At 40.2% G+C, this 26,604-nt stretch carries 14 protein-coding genes and 3 pseudogenes; 7 read left to right on the top strand and 10 right to left on the bottom strand.

Going from position 1 to position 26,604, the window contains the following annotated elements; genetic code table 11:
- Positions 1-102 precede the first annotated feature (102 nt).
- The 3 genes and pseudogenes from NIES592_RS17930 to NIES592_RS17920 all read right to left on the bottom strand — a co-directional run bounded on the left by NIES592_RS17930 (position 103) and on the right by NIES592_RS17920 (position 11,419).
- Positions 103-3,323, bottom strand: a pseudogene (locus tag NIES592_RS17930) (PfaB family protein).
- Between the two features lie 294 nt (positions 3,324-3,617).
- Positions 3,618-10,775 (bottom strand): annotated as a pseudogene (locus NIES592_RS17925) (SDR family NAD(P)-dependent oxidoreductase); the annotation flags it as partial.
- A gap of 395 nt (positions 10,776-11,170) precedes the next feature.
- Positions 11,171-11,419 (bottom strand): hypothetical protein, encoded by a 249-nt coding sequence (locus NIES592_RS17920; protein WP_009459345.1) that lies wholly within the window; start codon positions 11,417-11,419, stop codon positions 11,171-11,173.
- 834 nt (positions 11,420-12,253) lie between these two features.
- On the opposite strand from NIES592_RS17920, the gene NIES592_RS17915 reads away from it, so the two are divergent.
- From NIES592_RS17915 to NIES592_RS17900, 4 genes are all read left to right on the top strand, one after another.
- Positions 12,254-12,568: a hypothetical protein gene (locus NIES592_RS17915; protein ID WP_009459346.1), complete on the top strand. Its 315-nt coding sequence runs from the start codon at positions 12,254-12,256 to the stop codon at positions 12,566-12,568.
- Between the two features lie 305 nt (positions 12,569-12,873).
- Entirely contained in the window at positions 12,874-14,082 is a 1,209-nt protein-coding gene (locus NIES592_RS17910) for an ABC exporter membrane fusion protein (protein ID WP_073556461.1), read from the top strand.
- Between the two features lie 29 nt (positions 14,083-14,111).
- Positions 14,112-15,284 carry an ABC transporter permease DevC gene (gene devC / locus NIES592_RS17905; protein ID WP_073556460.1) on the top strand — a complete coding sequence of 391 codons (1,173 nt, stop codon included), beginning with the start codon at positions 14,112-14,114 and terminating at the stop codon, positions 15,282-15,284.
- Positions 15,285-15,312: 28 nt separating this feature from the next.
- On the top strand, positions 15,313-16,008 hold the full coding sequence (locus NIES592_RS17900; RefSeq protein WP_073556459.1) for a DevA family ABC transporter ATP-binding protein: 696 nt from the start codon (positions 15,313-15,315) through the stop codon (positions 16,006-16,008).
- Between the two features lie 207 nt (positions 16,009-16,215).
- Here the strand turns inward: NIES592_RS17900 and NIES592_RS17895 are convergent, their stop codons facing one another.
- Complete coding sequence (locus tag NIES592_RS17895; RefSeq protein ID WP_073556458.1) at positions 16,216-17,475, bottom strand: hypothetical protein; 1,260 nt, start codon at positions 17,473-17,475, stop codon at positions 16,216-16,218.
- A gap of 118 nt (positions 17,476-17,593) precedes the next feature.
- Here NIES592_RS17895 and NIES592_RS17890 point away from each other — a divergent pair, with 118 nt between their 5' ends.
- Positions 17,594-18,373 carry a hypothetical protein gene (locus NIES592_RS17890; RefSeq protein ID WP_256678166.1) on the top strand — a complete coding sequence of 260 codons (780 nt, stop codon included), beginning with the start codon at positions 17,594-17,596 and terminating at the stop codon, positions 18,371-18,373.
- A 285-nt stretch (positions 18,374-18,658) separates the two neighbouring features.
- Positions 18,659-19,864: a DUF4336 domain-containing protein gene (locus NIES592_RS17885; RefSeq protein ID WP_073556457.1), complete on the top strand. Its 1,206-nt coding sequence runs from the start codon at positions 18,659-18,661 to the stop codon at positions 19,862-19,864.
- A gap of 77 nt (positions 19,865-19,941) precedes the next feature.
- Here the strand turns inward: NIES592_RS17885 and NIES592_RS17880 are convergent, their stop codons facing one another.
- From NIES592_RS17880 to trpS, 5 genes and pseudogenes are all read right to left on the bottom strand, one after another.
- The gene (locus tag NIES592_RS17880) at positions 19,942-20,370 is read right to left on the bottom strand and encodes a type II toxin-antitoxin system VapC family toxin (protein WP_009459368.1); all 429 of its coding nucleotides are present in this window, start codon (positions 20,368-20,370) and stop codon (positions 19,942-19,944) included.
- Positions 20,367-20,621 (bottom strand): FitA-like ribbon-helix-helix domain-containing protein, encoded by a 255-nt coding sequence (locus NIES592_RS17875; RefSeq protein ID WP_062250878.1) that lies wholly within the window; start codon positions 20,619-20,621, stop codon positions 20,367-20,369. The genes NIES592_RS17880 and NIES592_RS17875 overlap by 4 nt, the downstream gene beginning before the upstream one ends.
- Before the next feature lie 136 nt (positions 20,622-20,757).
- A pseudogene (locus NIES592_RS24660) lies at positions 20,758-20,907 on the bottom strand (Uma2 family endonuclease); the annotation flags it as partial.
- Between the two features lie 151 nt (positions 20,908-21,058).
- Positions 21,059-22,000 (bottom strand): methylenetetrahydrofolate reductase, encoded by a 942-nt coding sequence (locus NIES592_RS17870; RefSeq protein WP_039990947.1) that lies wholly within the window; start codon positions 21,998-22,000, stop codon positions 21,059-21,061.
- A 49-nt stretch (positions 22,001-22,049) separates the two neighbouring features.
- Positions 22,050-23,063 carry a tryptophan--tRNA ligase gene (gene trpS / locus NIES592_RS17865; RefSeq protein WP_073556456.1) on the bottom strand — a complete coding sequence of 338 codons (1,014 nt, stop codon included), beginning with the start codon at positions 23,061-23,063 and terminating at the stop codon, positions 22,050-22,052.
- An 868-nt stretch (positions 23,064-23,931) separates the two neighbouring features.
- Here trpS and NIES592_RS17860 point away from each other — a divergent pair.
- Complete coding sequence (locus tag NIES592_RS17860; RefSeq protein WP_062250149.1) at positions 23,932-25,512, top strand: B12-binding domain-containing radical SAM protein; 1,581 nt, start codon at positions 23,932-23,934, stop codon at positions 25,510-25,512.
- An 86-nt stretch (positions 25,513-25,598) separates the two neighbouring features.
- Here the strand turns inward: NIES592_RS17860 and NIES592_RS17855 are convergent, their stop codons facing one another.
- Complete coding sequence (locus NIES592_RS17855) at positions 25,599-26,558, bottom strand: orange carotenoid-binding protein (RefSeq protein WP_073556455.1); 960 nt, start codon at positions 26,556-26,558, stop codon at positions 25,599-25,601.
- Positions 26,559-26,604 lie beyond the last annotated feature (46 nt).

Raw genomic sequence — 26,604 nt, 5'->3', positions numbered from 1 at the left:
TAAATAAAAAACCACGAAGACGCAAAGAGCGCGAAGAAAAGGAAAAGAAAGTTAATTGTAAAATCAGTTTACCCATCACAATTAATGAGACAGATCACTAGATTATTGCTCTCTCAATGAATGCTCGTTATCTATGTCATCTTTATCAAGAATATGCTGCAAACAATCTAATTGATGCTGAATTATTAGACTAATTTGCAGTAGTGATTCTTGTCGAAATTGTAAAAAATTAGCATGAGATTTGGTGAACTGGGATGTGTTTTCACTCAGCTTTTGATATAAATCATTGCGTAAGTTTAGCACATGTAATTTAGAAACATAACTATGTTTTTTTAAAGAAGAGGTAGGAGAATACTGGTATTTTTTTTTTGTTCACTTGTTGTGGTAAAGTCGGGTTTTGGTGATTCTTCTACAAATTCTAAGCTTTTGATATGACCTTGCTGAAAGTAAGGATTTAAGCGTTCAAACTCCCTTAGATCAAGTGGTTTATATTTTTGTTTTTTATTATTCTGAATCAGAGTGTCTGAAGTTGGATTTTGGAAATTTTTCTGGTCTTTCTTGGTTAATGCTGTGAAGTTAAACTCGCTACTGTTCAATGTTATGGTTCTAAGCTTGGGCTGAATTTGCCTGGTATTTTCTTGGACTGGAGAATACAGTGATGATAAGTCCATTTTGACTCTGTGACTGAGGAGCTTGGCTAATGCTTTCACAATACAAGTATGCTCGTCTATTCCTCTCTTGTTGAGAGAAACTGTGATGTGTTCTTTTTGTTTGAGGATTCGACTAATCCATCTGGAACAATTACTTCCAGCGCCTACTTCGATAAATATTCTGCTACCGTCTTCCCAGACGCGCTCAACTAGCCGAGGAAAATCAAGCTGTTGAATAAGTACTTTGGCAATGTTGTTACCAACAGAATGACTATCGAGGGTAATAGGTTTATATTCTGCTGCCGAATAAAAAACGGTGTTTGGTATGTTTTGGATAGGTAAGGTATTTAGTTTAACAAGTGCGTCGTATTCAGAACGTATAGCCTCGCAATGAATTACATGATTGAAAGGGGCGCGAAAAGCATCGCAATTTAGGGTTTGAATTATCCTTTGACAGGCTTGTGTATCACCAGCGATCGCTACTTCTTCTGGAGTATTAATTAAAGTTAAGTAGACGCGCTCTTCATTTTTGAGAGCCTCCTTGACACGGGAAACTGGACACATGAGTATATATGTACTCCAAAATTCTTTGCCTTCACTATTCTGCTCTTGAGTCAATCCCCAGTATTTACGAACTGCGTTTTTAGGGCCAGATAATTGTGTTTTAAATAGAGCAGATGAGTTCAAATCCTCACTACCTTCGTGAAAGTGAGCCCAGATTCCCTGAGAAAGCATCATACTAGTTTCGCCGAGGCTATAGCCAAAGACAGAATGGGGTTGTAGTTGGAAATAATTCTTGAGAATTGCACTCAAGAGTCCAGCAACGCCAACTTCTGATTCAAGCATTGCGACTGGATCATCGATCAATTGCTGTTCCAGGGCTTCTAATTGCTTTGTGGATAATTTACTCAGGCTTCTAGGATAGAGAAGTTTCTCTATGTTGAGGACACGACTGTAAACGCTTTGAATGACAGGATCTTCGTAAATTTTGGGAAACAAGCGGAAGAGATTCCGGGCAATGCCAACATAAGAACTGTAAGCACCAGGGTAAACGAAAGCAACATTGCCTTTTTTACTTAGTGGTTTGGGCGTAAAATAGCTACCTACGGGGGTTTGCCATTCTTTGTCTGTATTAAAAGCATCAGCAACACCCTGAAGAGCGCGCTGAATTTCCCGCGTCAATTCCTCTTGATTACGTCCGAGAATGGACAGCGCGTAGGTGGCATGTTGACGCTGTTGATAAGCTGTAAAGGTAAGGCTTGCAGCAGCAGATAGAGAAGAAGAATTGGCAATTGTTTGTTCTAAGGCACGCAGCTGTTCTAATAAAGTAGGGCAATCATTAGCAGCGATCGCAAACAGATAAAAAGGCATTTGCTCTAAATATCTGCTGCTACGCTGTATCTGAGTTGCTTCCTCCGACAAAATTAAATGTGCGTAACTGCCATCTATCTCCATACTGTTAATGGCAGCAATTCTTTTAGTAGCTCCTGTGGCTAAAAACCAAGGCCTTGATTCAGGAGCAACATAAAAGGGGCTACCTTCCCAGGCTTGGGGCATTTTGGGAGTAGACCAATGCGGAACACCAGGAATGTAACGGTGATATAAACAGAGTGCTGTTTTAATTAAACTGACTATTCCTGAGACAGCATAGGTATGCCCGATATTGGCTTTGACACTACCGATCGCACAATTGAGACCAGGGTCAGAAGTCCGATAAGCCTGGAGCAAACCTAAAATTTCTGACTCATCTTGCTGGGGAACTCCACTGGCAAAAACTTCTAAATAGCCGATATCTGCGGGTTTGACACTTGCCATATCAAAAGCGAGTTGACATACTTGCGTTACCGCTTTCGAGTCAGGGATAGTTTGAGAAGAAGAATTATCTTTTAAAATATTGAGGGTATCAATCACTGCATAAATGCGATCGCCATCTTGTTGTGCTGTTTCGTAGAGTTTCAAGACTACGGCGGCTGCACCTTCGCCTAGCATCCAACCATTAACGTTCTGGTCATAACTCAAAGTATGAACGCCTGTGTTGACTGTTGCCGTTTGATTTCTCGTTAAAAGACTAGCGCTATTCTCAGCCAGTTCCACAGCACCAACAACAACAGCATCTACTTCTCTGATTGTAAGTAGCTTTTTTGCAACCTCAAAAGCCTTGCACACAGAATGTTGTTCGGCTATGAGTGTGAATAAAGGACCAGGAAAATTCCACAGACTGGAAATACTCCACTGATTGGAAATGGCGTCTTTTGCTTCTTGATTAATTAGACGTAGAGACAGTTCCGTTGCGGCAACAATCACAACTGCTACCCTACTTCTTTGATCTAATTTTGCATCTTTGAGGGCGTTATCAGCAACCTTGAGCATCAAAAGTTCTTGAGGTTTTAGTTTTTCTGCTTCCTCAGATGCTAATTGGAAATCTGAAAAATCTATTTCAAAATCTTCGATGTACGCTCCTAAAGGCGTAAAATTACTTTCAAAGCCATAGTTTGCGAGGTACTGCTTTTGCTTGTTTAATTCTTGCGATCCCTGGGAAGGAAAGGTAATAAAGTGTTGAGTTCCATCATAAATACTACGTTCAAAAGCATCTAATCCTTGACAGCCACCCAAAAAGCAATCCATACCAACAATCGCAATTTTGGGATTTTTCATTTGTTCATTTATGCCCATTACTACAATATCCTCGTAACAACGCATATCCAGATCTTTCAAGGTGTCATACCAATTCACAATTTGCAATTCGCAATTCGCAATTATAAAACTTGGATAAAGCAAAACTTTCAGGGTTTACATCTGTATCATATTTTTCGTGAAATGGTATCATATATTTTCTTGGTGTCTTAGTGTCTTTGTGGTGAAAAAATTAACTTTTAAACCACCAAGGCTCTAAGGCACAAAGGTGAAAAGACCAAAATTCGGGAAATTTTTTGAAGATTTTTAGTGACCTTGAAAGGGCTGTCACTATCACCTTTTTTTAGGCAAAATTGTTCCCTTGGCTCCAATCATACGATTATATATCTTTCCTTGATGATCATGTGCAATGACATCAACAGTTACAGATGAATCTGTCTTTGATTTGATTTCACAAGAAACGTAAAAGGTTTGATCAAATGGGATAGCTGCGAACTGTTCAAAGAGTTTTATTTCTGAGGGCAAACAACCTTCTTGATAGAAATACTGCGTCCAAATCCATAATGCATGAATCTGAACATCTGCGATATAGGGGTTAAATATTTGTACAGGAAATTGTCCTTGTTGTCTTGTCCTGATTTTTGGCAAATTGCATTCTATTGTGCTCTTTTCCGGACTGATGTTTAAGATAGTTTTTACACCCTGAAAAGAAGGTCCATGAAATAAGCTTGCTGCCCCGTCTTGATAAAGTGATGTAGTAGAACCGACAATTATTTCTTCCTGTTTTAAGTTAAGCGAATTATAAACCGGAGCAGTTGGAATTTGACGTTTTAGTTTGATCTGTCCGCTGAAATGATAACGAATTTTTCCTTCTTGATTCTTACTAGATATCTTAGCATCAAACTCTATTTCTGCAATATCATTTTTAGAAATCTCTTGCAAATCTAAAGTGTATTCTTTTGCCAAAGTTTCATCAAAAATAATTCCTTTGAAAATTTTGAAGTTTGGGCAATTAAAAGATTTGTAACCAGGATAGAGTTGTTCACAGGTATTAGCAATCCATGCTAAGGCACAAGTGGCTGGTAGAACTGGACGACCAGCAATCACATGGTCTTGTAAAAATGGGTTTTCTGCTAAAGTTAATCGGCGCTGGATACGATATTTTTGCAAATCAGAATTGCAAGATTGAGGTATATACAATAGAGGGCTACCTATGACTACTTGTGTTGTTTGTTGATTGACTTGTGCCAATTCATCAACCAGCATTTGAGTTCCAACTTCTATAGGAATAGTCTCTATACCCCGTTGTGCAAAAGCTTTCTTCAATTCCGGTGTCACCATACCACTATCCCAAGGTCCCCAATTAATTGCAACTGCATGACAATTGGGATAGTTGCGTTTCACCAGATGAGCTGACTTGTTGAGAATTTCATTAGCGATCGCATAATCGGACTGACCAATGTTCCCGTAAAAGCCCACTACAGAGGAAAACAGGACTAAATAATTAAGTTGACTAGGTGAAACACAGCGTAGTAAGTTTTCCAAACCTGTGACTTTGGCAGCAAAAACAGTTTCAAAATCCCGTTCTGTTTTATTTTCAATGCGTTTATCTGCCAAATTACCAGCCCCGTGAATAATTCCCGTTACTGCACCCAAACGTTCAACTGCGGCATTAAGTTGTTCTTGGAGTTGCGTTGCATCAGTGACATCCACACTCAGATATTCCGCTTGTCCACCCGCCTGCTCAATCGCTCGCAGAGTAGTATCAATTTCGCGCCTAGATGCGATCGCCTTATACTTTTTCTGCACCATTGCAGGTGTGGGCTTTTCTCCTTTGGCGATAAAATCATCCATAATCCGTTTTTTCAATTCTCCTTCATTGGAGCAGCCTTCAGCCCACACTGGCTCAGGATCTACAGACGAACGCCCCAGGAGAATAAACTTGCAATGATAATGCTGTGCTAGCTTAATTACGCATTGAGCGGTTATTCCTTTTGCACCACCACTGACGAGAAAGACTTGGGATTGGGGATTGGGAGAGGGGGGAGACAGGGGAAACAAGGGAGCAATTTCTCCTCCTTGTCCTCCTCTTCCCTCTTCACACACCAGCGTTGTTCGCCCATGTGAACTGTATCCAACTTCAACAATTAACTGATTGGGGTCGTGGAGTTCGGCGAGGATATATTTTACTGATGTGTGAATATCTAAATCGGGACTCAGGTCAATGGCGCGACAAAATACAGCTTCCCATTCCTGATTCAGGGTTTTGGTTAGTCCGAACAGTCCACTACTGATAGCACCAAAGTTGGTTTTATACCCTAATCCAAACTCGCCATCCAGATGAGCAACAGTGAGGAAGCAACTGCGCCCTTGATTTGCTGCTTGATTCAGTGGTGCTTTGAGATGTTTGGCGATCAGAAAGACGTGACGCAGGAGTGCTTTCTCTGTTTCCAGATAACGGACACAATTACTTGCATCATAGTTAGCAGGATTAAGGTGGATGAAGGCGGCGATTTGACCATACTCAGAAGCGATCGCTTCGAGTTGATTTTGTAAATGCTCTTCGCTCAAATTTGCCAGCACAACTCGATTAATTCCTTCTAGTAAAGGTAATTGTTTAGCAATTAAGGTTTGGGGAAAACTCAAAACAACTACTTTCCAGTTGCGCTTGCCAAGAGCAAGAGCAAGTTCTGAAGTTGTAGTAGTCCCATCATCAGTAATCAAGGCGATATGCTGCTCAGGTAAGGTAAAATCTAAAACATCTGGTTCAGGAAGAACTTTGAGTTTAACTGGACTGCGGCGAATATTGTGATCTAGCTTAGGAGGCTGGCTGTTGGACTCAACTGGAAATGTTTTTTTTTCCAGGGTCTCAGCCTGTTGCTTCATATAGTCAACTATTTGACCAAGAGTACGCAATTCTCCTAGTTCCTCCGGATTCGGCTTGGGCAAATTCGGGTATAACTCTAACAGCGCCCCCAGAATTTCAACTCGTTTGATGGAATCAATCCCTAAATCTGCCTCCACATCCATTGACAGTTCCAGCATCTCCACTGGATAGCCTGTCTTCTCACTGACAACGTTGAGCAGAATTTGGCTCAGGTCAGTGAAATCAAGGGACGGAAGTGAGGAAGTTGGTTCTTCTAGAGTAGGGAGAGCAACTGGAACTGGAGAAGAAGCTATGTGTATATCTTTACTCTCTGCATCTTCTACTTGCTGCGTCACCACATCACTCTCTTCACTTGTCTTGGCTTCGTCCAAAGCAACTTCTTGTGCTGTTTGTATGGGTGCAGACTCAACCGGAGAAATTCCTGGTACAAGCGTCCGCATGTATTCCACAATTTGACCAAGAGTGCGTAATTGTCCCAGTTCCTCTGGATTCGGCTTGGGCAAATTCGGGTATAACTCCAGCAGCCCTCCTAGAATTTCAACTCGTTTGATGGAATCAATCCCTAAATCTGCCTCAATATCCATCGAAACTTCCAACATCTCCACTGGGTAGCCTGTCTTATCGCTGACAACGTTGAGTAGAGTTTGGCTGAGGGTGGCTTCATCAATGGTTAATGGTACTGATGGTACATCTGGCGATGGAACGGCGGGAGTATCAGAGATAGTTACAGTAACTGACTTTGTGTCATGATTGCCATTTTTATAAGTACCATTGCCATTACTCTTACTATGGTGGACACTATGACTAGCGCCATTGATTAAAACAGGCTCAAAGCTAGTTACAAAATCGTTAGCGGGTGTACCAACTGCTGCGGTAGTTCCACCATTAGCTCGAAATGAAACAGCAGAACTATCCTGATAGCTGACAATGGATGTTGTCTGTGGCAGCGATTCTGTAAGCTCTTCAGTACTTATGCTAGCAAGTAGCTGGTCATAATGTTGCTGGAGTAATTGGAAAAAGTTTTTGGTTTGTTCTGTTTGATGGTTGAGATATTGCTCATGAACACGCAATGTTTCACCATGATGCTGGTGAAAGCGCATGATGCTGCGCTCAGAGTAGGAGATGATAATTTGTTTCGTGTCTGCATGTTGATGAGGGAATTTACTATTTCCCAGTAATAAATTCTGTTGCTGCATCAGCTGGAAAAAGATTTTAGTATATTCCATCTGATGCAACAAAGATTTTTCATGAACACGCAAAATATCACGTTGATGACGATTGAATTCTATGAGGGTGAACTCTAAACTATCTAAAACTAGTTGATAATTTTGGGGAGCCTCTAGACTTGTTGACTGTTCTGCCTGGCTGTGCATATTTGCAGGATGATTTTCTTTGATCTGTCTATCAAAAAATCCTTTCTTCGCGTACTTCGCGTCTTTGCGGTTCATTACTTCATCCCCAGATTGGGCAACACCCGCATGATTACCGTTTGTATGCTCTGGATTTACAGGTAAAGAGTCTGTCTGTTGGACAGGAAGAGTAAGGGGAGTATTTACCTCTGAGGAATTATCTTTTGTTTGTGGCAGACTAACTTGATGACCATCTTGCAAAGCTTTTACAAAAGCCTGTTTAGTTTTTTCTGACACGTAATTACTACCATTTAGTTGGACAGTCAACAGCTTGTTTTTGGGAACTTCTGGTACTTTCTGCTCAATTTGGTAAGGGTCAGGGTTTTGTAAAAGTAAACCAGCGACACGTAACAGCGTAACAGCTTCTCGCAGACAGCGATCGCTATCTTTTTGATAGCTGCCATTTAAAGCCACAGCTAAATGAGGTTGATCACCAAGGATATCTTTGACTAAGCTGGTGAGAATGCCTTTAGGGCCAAACTCTATGAAACAATAGCCACCTTGAGCGTAAATGTTTTCAATCTCTTGCTTAAAAAGTACCTGATTAATCAGGTGTTGTTTGAGGATTTTTTGAATGGCTTGTGGTTCATTGGGGTAACGCTCTCCTGTGACATTAGTGTAAACAGGGATTGTTGGCTCCTGTAAACTCACTTTCTCAATTGCTTGAGCAAAAGGTTTTTGAGCATGAGCTACCAGGGGTGTATGAAAAGCTGCGGAAACAGGTAGTAAGACAGTAGAATAAGCTTTCGCTTTTAGTTGTTCCTGCACTTGGGCGATTTCAGCTTTCGCTCCTGCCAACACAACTTGACGAGGGGAATTCAAGTTAGCGATAGTCACTAGGGGGAAATTCTTGATCACTTCTTCCACTCGAGAGATATCGCCTTTGACTGCCAGCATAGCTCCAGCATCAAACTCAGGATCATTTGGTGCAGCCATAGCCTGACCCCTAGCTTTTACTAGGAAAAAGTAATCTTCCTCACTCAGAACACCCGCAGCCCACAGAGCCGTTAATTCTCCAAAACTGTGTCCCAAGACAAAATCTGGCTTGAATCCTCCCTGTTGTAATATCTTGTAAAGACCAACGCTGAATGCCCCAATTGCTGGCTGTGCGTACTCTGTACGTTGCAATGCTGTAACCTGTGCCTGTTTTTGGGCTGTATCAAAAACTGGGGGAGGGAAAACTATTTCTGAAACAGGCTGTAAGTCATCTTTGTAGAAAAGCTGATCTATGTCGCCATAGGTCTGTCGCAAGCAAGGAAAGTTGATCACTAGTTCTCGACCCATTTCCAGGTATTGAGAACCTTGTCCAGAAAACAGGGCAACTACCTTGCCTGCTGTTGCCATACCAGCTTTGCGGTAGTAAATTCCTTGGGGATGATCCCACGATTCTGCTTGTGGCTTCTTGGTGAGTAGGTCAATACATATTTGCAATGCTTTATAAGCTTCAGTCAAAGACTCGGCTACAAATCCAACTCTGGCATTTGTGGCAGGAATTTCTAATGATGCACAAGCCGCAATCAGTTGTGCATAGTGCTGTTCTCTTTCTGGGGATTGCAACTGATGTAGAATTTCTTGACAGCGTGTTAGTAACTGCTCAGGTGTGGATGCAAATAACAGTACCGACTGGGGAGTATGATGTAAACGATAAGGGCGATCGTGTTCACTCGAATATTCTTCTAACACAACGTGATAATTCGTACCACCAAAACCAAAAGAACTTACTCCTGCACGTCTTGGTACTTCTGCTTGAGAACGAATCCAAGGTCTTGTTTCTGTATTCAAGTACAACGGTGAGTTTTCCAGACCTAGTTTTGGGTGCGGCTTAGTAACGTTAATGGTTGCTGGTAAGACTTTGTGGTGTAAAGCTAATGCTGTTTTGATCAAACTTGCTGCACCCGCAGCAGCTTTGGCATGTCCAATCTGTGATTTGACACTTCCAAGTGCAATATGTTGTTTTTTACAATTTTTTTCCCCGAAAACTTCTTTGAGAGCTGTGACTTCGGCTGGATCTCCAACCATGGTGCCTGTACCGTGTGCTTCAATCAAACCTACGCTAGTAGGTGAAAAACCTGCATCTTCATAAGCACGATGCAAAGCTTTGACTTGACCTTCTGGGCGAGGTGCATAGATGCTTTTGTAACGACCATCACTGGAGGTTCCAATACCTTTAATAACTGCATAGATTCGGTCATTATCCCGAATCGCATCTTCAAGGCGCTTCAACACCAACATCCCTATTCCTTCAGCCAGCATCATCCCATCTGATTGGGCATCAAAAGGTTTGGGATTTTGGCTTGGGGAAACAGCTGGTGTTTTGCTGAAACACATATAGGCAACAATTGAGTTGTCAGTGTCAACTCCACCAGTGAGCATCATGTCGGCTCGATGCTCAATTAGTTCACTAATTGACATCGCAAGTGCGCCTAAGGAACTGGCACAGGCAGCATCCACCACACAGTTCATTCCTCCCAAATCCAGGCGGTTGGCAATTCGTCCAGCCACTATGTTCGCTAGCATACCGGGAAAGGCATTCTCTTCCCATTGCACATATGCACTTTTGATTTTCTCGATAATTTTTTGCGTATCTTCATCAGATAAGCCACTACTTTTTAAGACTTTTTCCCAAACAGGATACTCCAATCTAGTAGCCAATGGCATTGACATCTGCCTTGCCAGTGCTACACCTAAAACTACCCCTGTGCGTTCTCGGTTAAATTGGCTTTTTTCACCATAACCAGCATCTTTCATTGCTGCTTTAGCAACAACCAAACCTAGCAACTGTGAAACATCTGTGACTTCCAAGACATTGGGAGGAAGTCCAAATTCCATAGGGTTAAATTCGATATCTGGGATAAATCCACCACGTTTGCAGTAAGTTTTGTCAGGGGTTTTGGGGTGAGGATCGTAGTATTCATTAATGTTCCAGCGTGATGGAGGAACATCGGTAATACAATCAACTTTGCGAATAATTTTTTCCCAGTATTCCTGTAAATTTTTAGATTCTGGGAAGATAGAAGCCATCCCAATAATAGCAACAGGATTCTGGTGCAGTTTTTTGTTAATTTTATTGATTTCAGTTGCATTTGCAGACATCATCTTTTTAACCTTTATAAGTTTGTCCAAAGTCTGTTCACAATTGCTAACTTCTTTTTGTAACTTTGCAAAGTCAACTTCAATTCTAGAAGGAGCCATGACTTAATCTTCATTATTTACTTGGGAAATGTAGGGAAATAACCAAGATTTATGTACTCTACAAAAAACAAGTTTGGAATTAATTGTTAGAAAAAAATCATTGATTGTTTGACAGAGCAGTTGAGAATTCTATCTTCAAGCTTGCTACATAAGTAGTTAAGCAGCTTGAGCTTGGATTACCTCATCTAAAGAAATTAATCCAACTCTGTGCATCTAAGTAATAACATCTATTACTCGTGCTGCTCATTGTAGACTAGTTGCTTTTTTGTAGCAACTTAAATGCAACAAACTTATTTCTATGATTTGAAATTATTAGCGAGTCTTTTTTGTAGGCAGTTGTAAATTAACGTAACTATATTAGCTGCGTTAATTTGACAATTGCCTACAAAATAGTATTGTTAATTAGCATCATTACTTTTCTTTCTAGATTCTGTCTGTTGTTCAGCAGCAGATAATAGCCGCCTTTCAAGTTCACTAATACTAATTCCCAGCTCAGAAGCTGTTTTGGTTTTCCATTCTTCCAGTTCAGCATCGTGTTGATTAAGCCATTCATGCACCGCGATACGTGCCATTTCAGCTTTACGAGCTGTCTGGCGGGCTGCATGAAAAATTAGCCGCTGGTGATCAAACCTTGTCAATGAGAGCATGAATCGCTGTAGTTTCATTCTCTTTAGGATGCGAACAACTTTAGCCACATCACCATTTCAAACTTTTTCTAACACTATCTCATCTACCAAGAGTTTATTTTCTAAAATTGCATATAAATTGTATGTCTTCTACGAGAGAAATCGTGTTGATGGAATGTTAGTCTGAAAATTAGGTGAAAAACAGAAGAAAGAAGAGAATTTTATTGTTGATTATGAACTTACCTTATGTTGTCTCTGATGACAAGATAAATCTCTGAGTTTTATGCAAGCTAGTAATACTATTTCTGAGATTGCAATCTATGCCTCTAACTCTCTTTCATGAGAAGAACAAGGGAGGATAATTGTATACAAGCTAATGTAGAAAGTGTGTTAGCATGAGCATCTACCAAAAAGTAGAGATTTAAAAGAATTTATTGTACTAACTAATCTATAGTTTCTAACATTTATCTACTGTTATTAATATCACATATAAATGATACAAGCTCTTCTACTTCATGATAGATGTTTGGAATATATTATTAATTCAATTTTACTAATCATATTGCCTTTCATGAAGTGCTTGTGAACATTAATGCTAATATTTTAGTCTCAATTATTTTTTCTCTTTAAAGACGTTGCATATGAGTTGCATTTGAGTATCTTAAAGACTATGGTTGGTGATTAAATTGAGTCAAGACAAAGTTCAATTCTTTGATAAAGTAGGAGGCAATAACATTGCAAACATCAATTACCTTAATAACTGTATTACATCATCTGCCATTAGATATGATTACGTCTTGTCACATTCAGTTTTTACTTGCTTAGAATTTCACGAAACTAAATGGAGTTGCTGGCATGAGACTATCTGAGCTAGATCCACTCATACCAATATCTGATTTAAGAGAAGAACTCCTCAGATTGCCAAAAGGCTACTGTTTTTATGAACAAGAACTTATAGAGTTTTTATCACGGCGACGATGGCCTGAAAACAATCGCCGTATTGATCGAACAACTTTTTGGCGGTGGAGAAACGACAATGGAATTGAGCATCAAAAAGTATTTAGTCGATTGGATCTTTTAAAACTCTGTCAAATTTGTGACCACTACCGCATCGATGGAACTCGTAGCGAATACTTAGACATTATGAAAAGGAAAAAAGAGGTATGCTAAACCCGTAAAGCAATACAATATTGCAGACACACATTCCTGATTGGCTCCCACTACTACAGAGTGATGGATACTTTTTCTATAATCCATCCTCTGATAGCAACAATCACATCCAAAATTCAAAAGCCAAACTTATCCGGTTTATTTTCCACTATCTATATAATCGATAATTCTTGAACTGGAACGGCAATTGATGTAGCGACGCTATTGACACCACCCGTACCTGAGCAATCGAAAAGCCCATGACTGTAGAGCAGAGCTATTGCCATTTGTCTGTCTACAAATTTCATACTAGGAAGGCATAGATTATGGTGCAAAAACAAAGGCAGCCAATTACGATACCTATAAATCGTTTGCCTATAATTCTGGCAATTGCTATGACTTTAGGTATTGGTGCAATTTCTCTCTACAGCTTTTCTAGATTTCGATCTAAATCCGTAGACAATACTTCAGCTAACCCAGTTAATTCTCCTACCATTAGTGCTGTTGCTGCTCTTGGACGTTTAGAGCCTCAAGGAGAAGTGATTAATTTGTCTGCTCCTAATTCCCAAGGTGGTGTTCAAGTTGCACAACTGTTGGTGCAGCAAGGAGAGAAGGTGCGGAAAGGACAAACAATTGCACTTCTTGATAGTTTCTATGTTCGTCTTGCAGCCTTAGAAAACACTAAAAAACAAGTTCTAGTTGCTCAAGCTAGTCTCAATCAAGTCAAAGTAGGAGCAAAAGCAGGAGATTTAGCTGCCCAAAAAGCGACTATTGCTCGTATAGAAGCTGAGTTACGTGGAGAAGTATCTGCACAACAAGCAACCATAGCTCGCCTAGAGGCAGAATTGCGTAATGCTGAAAGCGAAAATCGCCGATATCAGATGTTATACCAAGAGGGAGCCATTTCAGCATCCGATGCAGATGCTAAACGCTTGAGAGTGGATACTGTTCAACAACAACTGAATGAGGCAAAAGCTACGCAAAACCGTACAGTCGACACTCTGCAAAAACAGTTAACAGAAGCTAGAGCCAGGCTAGCAAGTATCGCTGAAGTCCGTCCTACCGATATACAAGCAGCGCAAGCTGAGGTTGAGAAGGCAAAAACAGCAGTAGCACAGGCTCAAGCGGATCTGAATTTAAGCATAGTGCGATCGCCTATAGATGGCCAAATCATAAAAATTTATACCTGGCCTGGAGAAATCATTGGCAATCAAGGAATTGCTCAGATAGGTCGCACAGATCAGATGTATGTGGTAGCCGAAGTCTATGAAACTGATATTCAAAAAGTACGTTTAGGTCAGCCTGCAACTATTACTAGCAATGCTTTTGTGGGAGAAATACAAGGAACAGTAACAGATATAGGTTTACAAGTTACTCAACAAAATATCTTTACTAACAATCCAGCAGCAGATACAGATAATAAAGTAGTTGAGGTCAAGATCCGTATCAATAATCCAGCAGATAATCAACGAGTAGCAGCCCTTACTAACTTACAAGTAGAAGTACTCATAAACACTGAGCAATCTCACGAATAAATTCTAATCTCAGTTTTGAGGTTTAAAAGATGAGAAATAAAATACCTGTAGCCTGGCTACAACTAGCTCGACAAAAACTTCGCTTTCTAGTAGCTTTGGCTGGTATTGCATTTGTAGCTGTTTTGATGTTTATGCAAATTGGCTTCCAAGATGCTCTTTATGCCAGTGCTACGCAAGTACAAAAAAACTTAGAAGGAGATTTATTTTTAATCAGTTCCCAATATAAATCCTTGACTTCAAATCAAAGTTTTCCACGCATCCGCTTATATCAAGCATTAGGCTTTGATGATATAGAATCAGTCAACTCATTATACGTTCAATTTGCTAAACTCAAAAATCCAATAAATGGTCGGAAATTTCCGATTTATGTACTTGGTTTTGATCCCGCAAAATCGGTTTTTAAATTGCCCGAAGTTAATGAAAATCTAAATCTGCTCAAACGTCCTAACGTAGTTTTATTTGATCGTGGTTCACGTCCAGAATTTGGTCCAATTGCAGAAAAATTTTCCCAAAACGAACCCGTCAGTATTGAAATATTTGGATATAATTCATTAGTTGGTTATAGAGTAAAAGTTGCTGGCTTATTCAAGCTAGGGCCTTCCTTTGGAGTTGATGGCAATTTAATGATTAGTTACTCAACTTTCATCAAAGTATTCCAAGATCGTTCTCCCGAATATATAGATATAGGCTTACTTGCTCTCAAACCTGGTACTGATCCCCAAAAAGTTTTAGCAATGCTGTCAGATCACTTACCCGAAGATGTGAAAGTTTTGACACGTGAAGGTTTTATTGATTTTGAAAAAAATTATTGGAGTGTCAGAACACCAATTGGATTTATCTTTAATCTGATGGTAATTATGGGCTTTATTGTTGGTGTAGTTGTTGTTTATCAAATACTTTATAGTAATATATCTAGCCACTTAGCTGAATATGCAACCTTAAAAGCAATGGGATTTAAAAATAAATACTTGCTAGGTGTAGTTTTTAAACAAGCTTTCATTTTGGCAATACTAGGTTATATCCCGGGCATATTTATATCTATATTTCTATATGATTTAGCAAAAAATGCTACTAAATTACCAGTTATTATGAGCTATGACAAGGCATTAATAATATTGTTTGCGACATTATTAATGTGCTTAACTTCTGCATTTTTATCAACAAATAAATTGCGAGTAGTAGATCCAGCCGAAATTTTTTAATTTTATCATCAAATGAACTACAAAATCCATGTTTCAACAAGAAGTTGTTGTTTCCGTTAAAAATCTCAATCACTATTTTGGTCAAAAATCATTACGAAGCCAGATTTTATTTGACATTAATTTGGTGATAAAATCTGGAGAAATTTTGATTTTATCTGGCCCATCGGGTTCTGGAAAAACAACTTTACTAACTTTGATTGGTGGATTGCGCTCTGTCCAAGAAGGAAGCCTCAAATTTTTGGATTGGGAGTTACATGGGGCAAGTAATGAAACATTAGTGCAAGTACGCCGGAACATTGGCTATATTTTCCAAGCTCACAACTTACTGGATTTCTTAACAGCCCGACAGAATGTACAAATGTCACTTGAACTACACAGAAATATTTCTTACCGAAAGTCTCGCCTAAAATCAGAAGCAATGCTACATGCTGTTAAATTAGGACATCGAATTAATTACTATCCTACCGAACTTTCGGGAGGACAAAAGCAACGGGTAGCTATTGCTCGTGCTTTGGTGAGTCAGCCCAAATTAGTCTTAGCTGATGAACCTACTGCTGCCTTAGATAGTAAGTCTGGTAGAGAGGTTGTAGAAATAATGCACCAACTGGCTAAGGAACAACAATGTGCTATTTTGATGGTAACTCATGACAACAGAGTTTTAGATATAGCAGATAAAATAATTCACATAGAAGATGGTCGGTTAATCAAAGAAGAATTGTTTTAAGGTGATAAATCCCATACCTAAATTTATAAGTGTAGCTTTTTAAAAGTGGATAAAATTATCGACAGTTAACTCCTCTTAATCTCTGTGTCCTCAGCACCTCTGCTGTTAAATAAATAATTTATCAACAGCAGAGACCCAGAGAACGCAGAGAGGAAAAAAGAGATTTACGAGTTACTTTGAAAGGGCTGATTCAGAAATATCAAATATTCACTTTTTCACTAAAATATAGGCTGTAGCATATTCGGGTAACTGACTGATATACCTGCTAAAATCTTTATTTGTCTTAAAAATCCCTGCTAAAAAATCAAGCTGATAAAGATTTGGTAGAAATGCTCCACCTGTATCGGCAATTACTCCCATTTTGAGGCGTTTATTTTTACCTTGACCATACTCAATTACAATTACCCGACCTAAACCAATATTTAATACATCCCCAGCAAAAGTTACTCCTGGCTTAATGGAAATTTTTGCATCAATCTTATATCCATAGCCTTTAATGGCATTTACTTTTCTAAAATACCAATAGCGCTTTTGTGCTGTTGGTTTTACTCCTCGAACATAAGACATTCCATTATTTCTATCTACATTAAAAAATTCTCGAGAACCATCAGTAAAGTTAATCAAGATTGTTCCTTGCATCAAAGCTTCTTCCAAGCCTTGACGAGTCAAATAAGCAAGAGGTTCAACTTTACCGTATTCTCTTCCCCCAGGTTCATAAATACCTGATAAAACATCCTGTTTGGTATATCTAGTATAAAACTTGTCACCACTTAAGTTATCTTTTAAACTGTAAATTGGTATATTGTAATTCGCAGTTTTTTTCCTAGAGCCTGTATGAGTAAAAACGGCATACTTAGTAATTCTCAACCGTTTCTGCTTAGGATTTTGTGGTTTATAAGCAGACCATTTAATGACTCGAAAATTAGTATTGATAAAATTGTGATCTTGTAAACGAGTTGTGCGATGATTTGCAATATCCTCTTTTAAAACAGCAATCATAAAATCTAGAGTTTTCAGTGTATCTTGGACACTAACTCCCATAGTCCCTAGTAATCCCGTTCGGAGAATATCTGGGTCTTGATTAGCGTAGTCTTGGTAATATTTTCTAGTATTAGTAAGAACAAATAATAAATCTTTTTGGTTGAAACTCACCTTATTAGTTGGAAGTTTGGCAGAAGAGAGAATTTGATTACCATTAACGCTATATTTATATTTTTTAAATTCATCAATTACTTGATAGGGGGTAGATGCTGATATCAATCCTGAACTTGATGTAAAATTACTTTGTTTAACTGTATTCTCAGCTTGTAAATTTTTGGTAATTATGGAACTCGTTGGAACAGATGCAAGAGAAATTTGCTGTTGAGTATTCGACTGAGTATATAAGTAGGCACTACCGAAACCAACAGATAATATAGCAGCAGAACCGAGGAAAAGGCGGAATTTTGGGTTGAATAGAATACTCATAGGTAGAAGAATTTATTTTTTAATAAATTTTCGTGTTCTCAATTGTAGTTTCTCAGTAAATTAACATTAAAACCTAAAATATAAACAGTTATCTTGCGTCGATTACACATAATCTCAGATGAAAGACAAAATTAAGCCAGATTGGGCTGGTGAAGGACTGCTCTCTCAATTTGTGAATCTACTTATCCAAACCAAACCAATTTACAACCTGATGAAACATCAGGCAAGGCAAGTAATCATTAAAAAATCAATGCGATCGCCTGAATTAACATCACCAACTTTACAACATTTTACAACTGTACTTGAGCAGGCTGTTTCTGCATATCGGGGAGAAGCAAGCGATCGCCCTGCCGTCCCAACAGTGGTAAATGCCTTACTCCAAGCAGAAAAAGCTGCTAAGCAAAAAAAATTAACTTATCCCTTGACATCATTACTTGGTCAATGGCGACTATGTTTTACCACTGGAACTCGCAAACGTAAAAATAGGGGAGGAATTGAATTAGGTAGGGGTTTTTATGTACCAAAGTTTGGGGCGGCACACATTTGTTTTGCTGCTACAGATATAGCTGCTGACAAAGGGGAAATAAGTAATCAAGTAAAACTTGGCGGTCTGTTGTTAAAATTTACAGGGCCAGCCAGATATTTGGGAAAGAAAAACTTGTTGGCTTTTGATTTTACCCAAATGCAAATCAGCTTGTTTGGTCGTGTTGTCTACAAACAACAGATTCGAGGCGGTCAGAGTCAAACAGAAGATTTCTACAATCAATCTATTGCCAAACTACCCTTTTTTGTTTTCTTTCTTGTGACCGAAGATTTCATCGTAGCACGTGGGCGTGGAGGGGGGCTGGCGATTTGGATCAAAGAAGGTAGGAGACAAGAGGCAGGAAGCAGAAGTTAAACAGCTTTTAAAAGGAAACAGATAATGGTTTAAGAATTTTCAAGCTAGAACCCCAGGGGCGATCGCTTACAACGAGGAGATGAATTAAACGAACACAGATGAACACAGATGAACACAGATGGATTATGGGTTTGCTGTTAAGTTAATCTCCGATTCCTATGTTCTTCCCCTTCCCGTTTCACCTTTACCCTTTACCCTATTTTCAAGACAACTGGTTTGAGATATTCAGATAAAATATTCTCAGCCTTGGGGATTCGGGAGGATCGAGTCGTGGAGAAAACCACGATGAACACGCAAAATATGCAGACACAACAGGATGGCATCTCTTTAAAAGATTGGTCTTGGCCTTTCTGGCCTATTTTACCACTCTATCCATTTGGCAGACGACGCACACTCCGGCAAGAAGTAGTAAAAGATACAATCTGGACATTTGACCAGATACAAGGGATTTTCTATGTTGTCGTGCCTATTCGCATGACTGTTGTGAAGTTAGAAGCAGGTGGACTCCTCGTTTACGCACCGATCGCACCAACCCCAGAATGTATCCGCCTCGTTGAAGAATTAGTGACAGAACACGGGGATGTTAAATATATTATTCTGCCTACCATTTCTGGCTTAGAACATAAAGTCTTTGTGGGCCCTTTTGCCAGACGTTTTCCCCAAGCAGAAGTCTTTGTAGCCCCGAAGCAGTGGAGTTTTCCTCTCAACCTGCCCCTGAGTTGGCTGGGTTTACCAGGAGGACGTACTCATGTACTTCCACCCAATAGCAGTGATACACCCTTTGCCGATGAGTTTGACTACGCAATTCTTGGACCGATTGAATTGGGGGTAGGACGATTTGCCGAAGTTGCATTTTTCCATAAGCGATCGCGTACATTGCTAGTCACGGATATAGTTCTGTCTATCCCCGCAGATCCACCCCCAATAGTTCAACTTGACCCCTATCCTCTACTGTTTCATGCCAGAGACAACGCCTTCCACATTGTTTTTGACACTGAGGCTAACCGTCGTAAAGGGTGGCAGCGAATTGTCTTATTTGTTTTTTACTTCCAACCGAGTGCGCTGGAAGTAATTAGTACGAGGCAAGTCTTGCGTCATGCTTTGGGGGCGCCAGATCGTTCTCAGAAAGCCTATTTCGGTTTATTTCCCTTTAAGTGGAATGACTGGCAACAGTCTTTTGATGCCCTAAGCGGGGACGGACGCTTATTTGTTGCACCCATCCTGCAAACTTTAATTCTGAACCGAGACCCAGAAAAAACTATCAAATGGGCTAATCAAGTAGCGAGTTGGGATTTTCAACGGATTATTCCTTGTCACCTCAACTCACCGATTGAAGCAACACCAACTCAGTTCCGACAAGCTTTTCTATTTTTGGAAAGAACAGAAAATTCCCTTCATTCTTTACCTAAAGAGGACTTGAAATTTTTAAATGAACTTTCACAAGGATTAAGCAAGTGGGGTATCACGCCACCAGCTAAAGAAAGGGTGTGAGGGGTGGGGTGATGGGGTGGTGGGGATAATACCCCAATTACCTATTAGCAACACGAGTGGATAAAATAAGAGTGCGACTACAAATTAGCAATATCTTCTACCCAGAGAAGATTATCGGCAAAAAAGCTTATTTTGAGCGCGTTATAAAATTTGCGGTCAGCTGTGACAAGCTGGCATTCTTCCATAAAAGCAAGAGCTAGATAAAAACATTCATCTACAGTTTGTGCTAAAGTGTTAGCCATTTCCACAGCAGTTTCTAACAACAATGTTGAAGGATAAGTCTGCAACATTACTGTTTTGAAGTTATATATAATTCTGCGACTCGTTTCTGGGGTAATTTCTCCTAACTGAACTTTTTGCCACAATATATTACCAAACTCAGGTAGCAGTAAATCTGGGGCTATTAACTCATAATTTCCGTCCAAAAGACGAGCTGCTTTTTCGCTGTTAATCTCTGGGATGAACCATTTGACAGCGACAGTGGCATCAATCACGTACCGATTCACTTTTCTCTCTCCTTTCTAAGGAGTTCTGCACTGTCGGTATGGATGCTACCAACTAACTTTAGCCGCATTTGGAAAGCAGCCTCTCTGGCCTTTGCCATATTGACTGGCTTGCTTGAAGTTGCCTGGCTTTGTACTGCCATCTCCAAGATGTGTTTGATTTCTGCTTGCAAAGAGTGACCATGCTGTTGAGCAAGGATTTCTAGCTTTTCTAGGATGATGGGGTCTAGGTCTTCAACCAAGACTTGAGCCATAGTTGACTTCTTGTAGTTTGTTATATTGAATAGCTTTTTGAGATTATAGCTTGCTGGGGCGATCGCACCTTTAAGCCACAGTCCAAAAATACTAAGCCTCTGGTTCAACCCCAAGCGATCGCAATTGTTCAGCCAAACGTTCCTCACTACCATCCCCACAGACAAACTCCAAAGCAATCAAGGGGGCAATATATTCTCGCCATAGTACATAAGACCTCCGTGTTTGACCATTGAGCAAGGGCGTTACATTCCCTACATAAAACCAATCCGGTGCTTCTGCTAGTTTAGCAATAGAGGAATAAAAAGAGCGATCGCACTCTCTTCAATCAACAAAAAAATGCGAACGCTCACCTAGTGTTTTACCACATTAATTGTGAAGGATTATAGATACCCGATTTTTTCAATAAGTCGGGGATCTGAACTGAGAAACCATTATTTTAGAGTGATACCATTTGATTAACTGGTGTCACTCCAGCCATCTCTAAAATTTGCGGAATCAAATCTTCGCGTTTCACTGCCATCATATGGACACCTTGACACAATTGCTGTGCAATTTGTACCTGTTCCGCTGCAATTTTCATCCCTTCTTCTAAAGGATCTTTTGCTTGCGCCAATCTATCAATAATATGTTGGGGAATATTTACACCGGGAACACACCTATTAATAAATAGGGCATTTTTTGCCGATTTCAACAAGAAAATTCCGGCTAAAATTGGCTTACCACAATCAGCAGCGATTTTATCCATGAACTTTTCTAGGATTTCAAAATCGGTAATTAATTGACTTTGAAAAAACTGGGCTCCTGCTTCTAATTTGCGTTCAAATCGTTTTTGCAAACCTGACCAACTTGGACATTGCGGATCAACTGCTGCACCAGGAAATAAATCTAGTGCCCCATCATTTAAAGGTTTATCGTTGTAATCAACGCCATGATTCAGCTTTTGTATGACTTGCAGCAGTCGCACAGATTCTAAGTCAAAAACACCCTTGCAGTCAGCATGATCACCTGCTTTCACAGGATCACCAGTCAAGGCTAAGATATTTCTGATGCCGAGCGCATGAGCGCCCATTAAATCAGCTTGTAAACCAATGCGGTTGCGATCGCGACAAGCAATCTGACAAATTGGTTCAATGCCATGTTGTAATAAAATTGCCGATGCCACCACCGGACACATCCGTAAAACTGCCCGGCTGCCATCGGTAATATTGACAGCATGAACCCTCCCCTTAAGGGTCGCCGCCATTTTGAGCATGTGTTCTGGATTACCGCCTTTTGGTGGTGCTACCTCGGCGGTAATCAGGAATTGACCAGCTTTTGCTGCTGTCCGAAAAGAAGTTAAAGAAGTTGGATTTTGAGTATCCAGCATAAAAATGAGCATTTCTGTCTTTGGGTACAGCTATAACACAACTCACCCTACCCAGAAAACCTCATAATGGTGTGGAGTATCCCATTGCCGCTTTAACTTTTGCTAAAGTTTGGTTAGCAACAGCCTCTGCTTTATGTTTTCCATGGCGTAAAACAGACTCTAAATAGCCCCTGTCGTCCATTATTGCCTGATATTTCTCTTGGATAGGTTTAAGGGCATTGATGACTGTTTCTGTCAGCAAAGGCTTAAATTGTCCCCAGCCCATATCTTGACACTCAGTAGTGACTTCTTCCTTAGTTTTGCCAGACAGCAGCATATACAGAGTCAACAAATTATTACTCTCTGGTCGCTCCGGATTATCAAACTCTAAGCCGCGAGTCGGATCAGTTTTACATTTCTTAATTTTTTTGGCAATTTCATCCGCTGAATCTAGCAAATTGATCCGGCTTAATTCCGAAGGATCAGACTTGGACATTTTCTTTGTCCCATCCGTCAAACTCATGACCCTAGCCCCTTCCTTACGAATCAAAGGTTCTGGTAACTTCAATACTGGTTGATCTGGCTTGGCGAATAAGTAATTAAACCTATTAACAATATCCCGTGTTAGTTCTAAATGCTGCTTTTGGTCTTCCCCTACTGGCACCTTATCCGGTTCGTAGAGCAAAATATCAGAAGCCATCAGCACAGGATAGTCTAACAAACCAACACCCACGTTTTCACCCTGCTTGACAGCCTTTTCTTTGAACTGGATCATATCTGTCAGCCAGTTGAGGGGTGTAATGCAGTTGAGTAACCAAGTAAGTTCAGTGTGGGCAGGGACGTGAGATTGTACAAAAATCGTGGAATGGGTTAAATCAAGACCACAAGCTAGATATAAAGCAGCCAAGGTATAAGTATTTTTAGCTAGTTCTGCCGGGTTGTGTGGTAAAGTAACAGCATGTAAATCAGCTATAAACAGGAAATTATCATACTGGCTTTGTCCTTCTACCCAATTCCGAATCGCACCTAAGTAATTTCCTAAATGTAAGTTACCAGTTGGTTGAACACCAGAAAGAACTCTTTGCCTGACAGACATAACGTAGGATTAATAGTTTTAACTTTTTTCAAAGATACTTAAAAATGGGCAAAAAGGGGACTGGGGAATCAAAGGAAAGCCGATACCCGACCCCAATTTCTTGCGTGATCGCTACTGCAACAAAGTCAGCACTTGTGGAATCAACAGGCGGATATGCCAGAGACAAAACATTTGAGTTTGATAATATGCTTCCTTTGTCCCTGTAGGGTAGCCCTCATTGGTGCCAGTTAAGCATCTGTTGGTTGCCCTAGCTGTCGAAGTATAGCAAACAAACTATCGTATACTTCATTCAATCTTGGATATTGCAAGCCTCTACCTTTGCGAAATTCCAAAATTGCTTGACGTGGAAAGTTCGATAATACCTTCTGGTCTAATTCCGTAGATTTGGAGATCAGTAACCGTCATCTTGCTGCTTTTTGTTAATTCAACTTGGTGTCTTAGTGTCTTGGTGGTTAAATAAAATTTATTTTTTCACCACAAAGACGCCAAGGCACAAAGAAAACTTATTGTTTAGGATCGCACCACCAAAGGGCTAGTATAATTACTTGATAAAAATAGACAAAATTTAAAATCTTTTCAGAAAAACTAGCAGTAACCTTAGAAGTAATTGATTATTTTTTCATCGGGTATTTGCTGATGAAAGCTTTACTACAGTGGCTCGTATTGCCTAATTCCTTGTAGTTTTACCAAAAAAAACTTTGATTTGGCAGATTGTAAAATTGCTGAAAACCTGACGACTGGAAATTTGCTTTTTACTCTCAATATCTGTCTGGAGACAGACGACTAGATGTGATTTTTCTGCATATCTGCAATGGAGATGCAGAAATCAGGATTCATAGCAAAGCTTCAGAATAAGAGAATTACAACTATGAAAGCATTGTTACTTTATCCCCGCTTTCCTAAAACTTTTTGGTCTTACGATGAATTCATGAAAATCGCAGGATTAAAGGCATCTATCCCACCACTGGGTATTATTACTGTCGCTGCTATGCTACCAGCAGAATGGGAAATTCGGTTTTATGACCGCAATGTTAGCTCAGAAACGGATGCAGATTGGCAATGGTGTGATATTGTAATTCTTTCTGCGATGATTGCCCAAAAAGAAGATTTTCTAGCCCAGATTCAGAAAGCGGCACAACTAGGGAAAAAAGTAGCAGTAGGTGGTCCTTATCCAACTTCAATACCAGAAGCTGCCCTCAATGCAGGAGCCAACTACCTAATTTTAGACGAAGGGGAGATTACAGTTCCGCAATTTTTAGAAGCGATCGCCCAAAATCAAGAGCAAGGTATTTTCCGCGCCAGTGAAAAACCAGATGTGACTCAAAGTCCTATGCCTCGCTTTGATTTACTCCAGCGGGATAAATATTTTATGATGGCAGTTCAGTTTTCCCGGGGTTGCCCTTTTAACTGCGAATTCTGTGACATTATCAATCTCTATGGTCGCAAACCCCGTACTAAAGAACCAAGTCAAACTCTAGCAGAACTGCAAACTCTCTATGATTTAGGTTGGCGTGGTTCAATCTTCATGGTGGATGATAACTTTATTGGCAATCAGCGTAATGTTAAACGCCTGCTACGAGAGTTAATTCCTTGGATGAAGGAGCGCAATTATCCCTTTACTTTTTGGACTGAAGCTTCTGTAAATCTCGCAGAAGATGCAGAGTTATTGGATTTAATGGCTCAGGCTGGATTCTACGCAGTTTTTCTTGGTATAGAAACCCCCGATCAAGACAGTCTGCAAGTAACTCGTAAGTATCAGAATACCCGCAATCCTTTAGTAGAAGCCTGTCAGAAAATCCATCAAGCTGGATTACTTATTTATGCAGGATTTATCATTGGCTTCGATGGCGAACGCAGTGGTGCGGGTGAGCGGATTCAAGCCTTTGTAGAACAAACTAGCATTGCTCAACCCATGCTAGGAATTTTACAAGCTGTCCCCAACACAGCGCTGTGGCAAAGACTAAAACAGGAGCAACGATTATTAGAAGGTTTCGGTGGTGAAGAGGTGGGAGATCAAAATGCCTTAATGAACTTTGTCCCAACTCGTCCAATGGCTGAAGTTGCCAGAGAATATGTAGAGGCAATGTGGACAATGTACGAACCCAAAAACTATCTGCGACGTTGTTTTGAACAATGCCTCAAAATCAAACCTAATCCCTACCTCCAGCAAACAGTATATTTTCCTCCCGGAAAAGGGATTAGATTAGTTATCCAGTTACTGTGGCGTCAAGGTTGGCAACGCCGGGAAATTCGTCTTCAGTTTTGGCAACAGCTGTGGGCAATTATACGTAGTAAGCCTAAATTCCTGAATATGTATTTGGGTTTATGTGCGGCTGGGGAACATTTTTGGCAATATCGGATTTTAGCTAGAGAGCGCATTACTCAGCAGTTAGGATTTGATCCACTGACTATGCCTAATGCTGTGGAACAAGATTTAGTCACAGTTTAAGAGCTTTAATGGTATGCAATTACAGGGGGTCAGAATCCCCCTGTAATTAACCTTCTGACCTCTGACTTCTTCAATCTAAACATGTTCTACTGGATAAAGCCCATGTTAAGTAGTTCCTGGGGAGTTGCCAGCACATCAATTGCCACAAAGAAAATCTTACCTTGCGGATTGAGCAAGAACCGCCATGCTAGATTTATGCCAACACTGTCACCAAACCAGGGAGTTTGCACTTTACCCGTCACTTTAACCTGGGTGAATCCTCCTTCTGCTGGCTCAGATATCCCCCGCTCTGGTATGAGCTTGAGTCCATAGCATTCTTCGCGCATATAGGCGAGGATGTTCTCCTGACCGACAATTGGGTCTTGGAAAGGGGGTTGCAAGGCACCATTTTCAGCAAATAAAGCCACAGCCCCTTGGAAGTCAAAGGCGTTCATATTCTCCATGTAGCTGAGGACTGTCAAGTTGTCGATGCCCTCAATGCTAACTTTAGCTCGGGGTGCGATATCTTTAGGTGGAAGCACAGGTTCTTTAACTTTTTGGGCGCTAACTGTTGGAGCATACCCCATGTTGACGACTATATTTTGTAATACGGTGAGTTGCTGACCCCCTTCAAGTTGACGGATGGTTTGGAGGACATCTGATGCCTGTGCAGACAGTTTATAACCTTCTGGAATCGGAGCAACGATTCCTTGTTTCATCCACTCGCCTAACTGATACCAGAAGCCCAACTTGACATTAGTGCCGAAAGATGAATATGTACGGCAGATAGGAGTGTCAGCATGGTTAATTAGATCGCACATCACTTGCGTTTGCTCTCTAGCAGACATCTGCTTGATTTGAGTCAAGGTTTTTTCTGCGAAGACCATATTGGCTGCTCCCATAGCAGCAGGAGTGATTGTAACTCCCATCTCGGTATAGGCAAACCAAAGTAAAGCCAACTGATCCTCAGCACTGAGCTGATTGAATGATTCAACTATAGCTGGAATTGCATTAACAACTTCAGTTTCAGGAAAAATAGAGCGTGCAGATTCGATAGTAAACGACATTTTTCAAAATCTCCAGAACGAAATTACATCAATTGATTCAAATAAA

Origin of the sequence: Fischerella major NIES-592 (genome assembly GCF_001904645.1) — a bacterium.
Classification (GTDB): Bacteria; Cyanobacteriota; Cyanobacteriia; order Cyanobacteriales; family Nostocaceae; genus Fischerella; species Fischerella thermalis.
The sequence above is the reverse complement of the archived record's forward strand: the minus strand, read 5'-3'. Positions and strand labels throughout refer to the sequence as shown.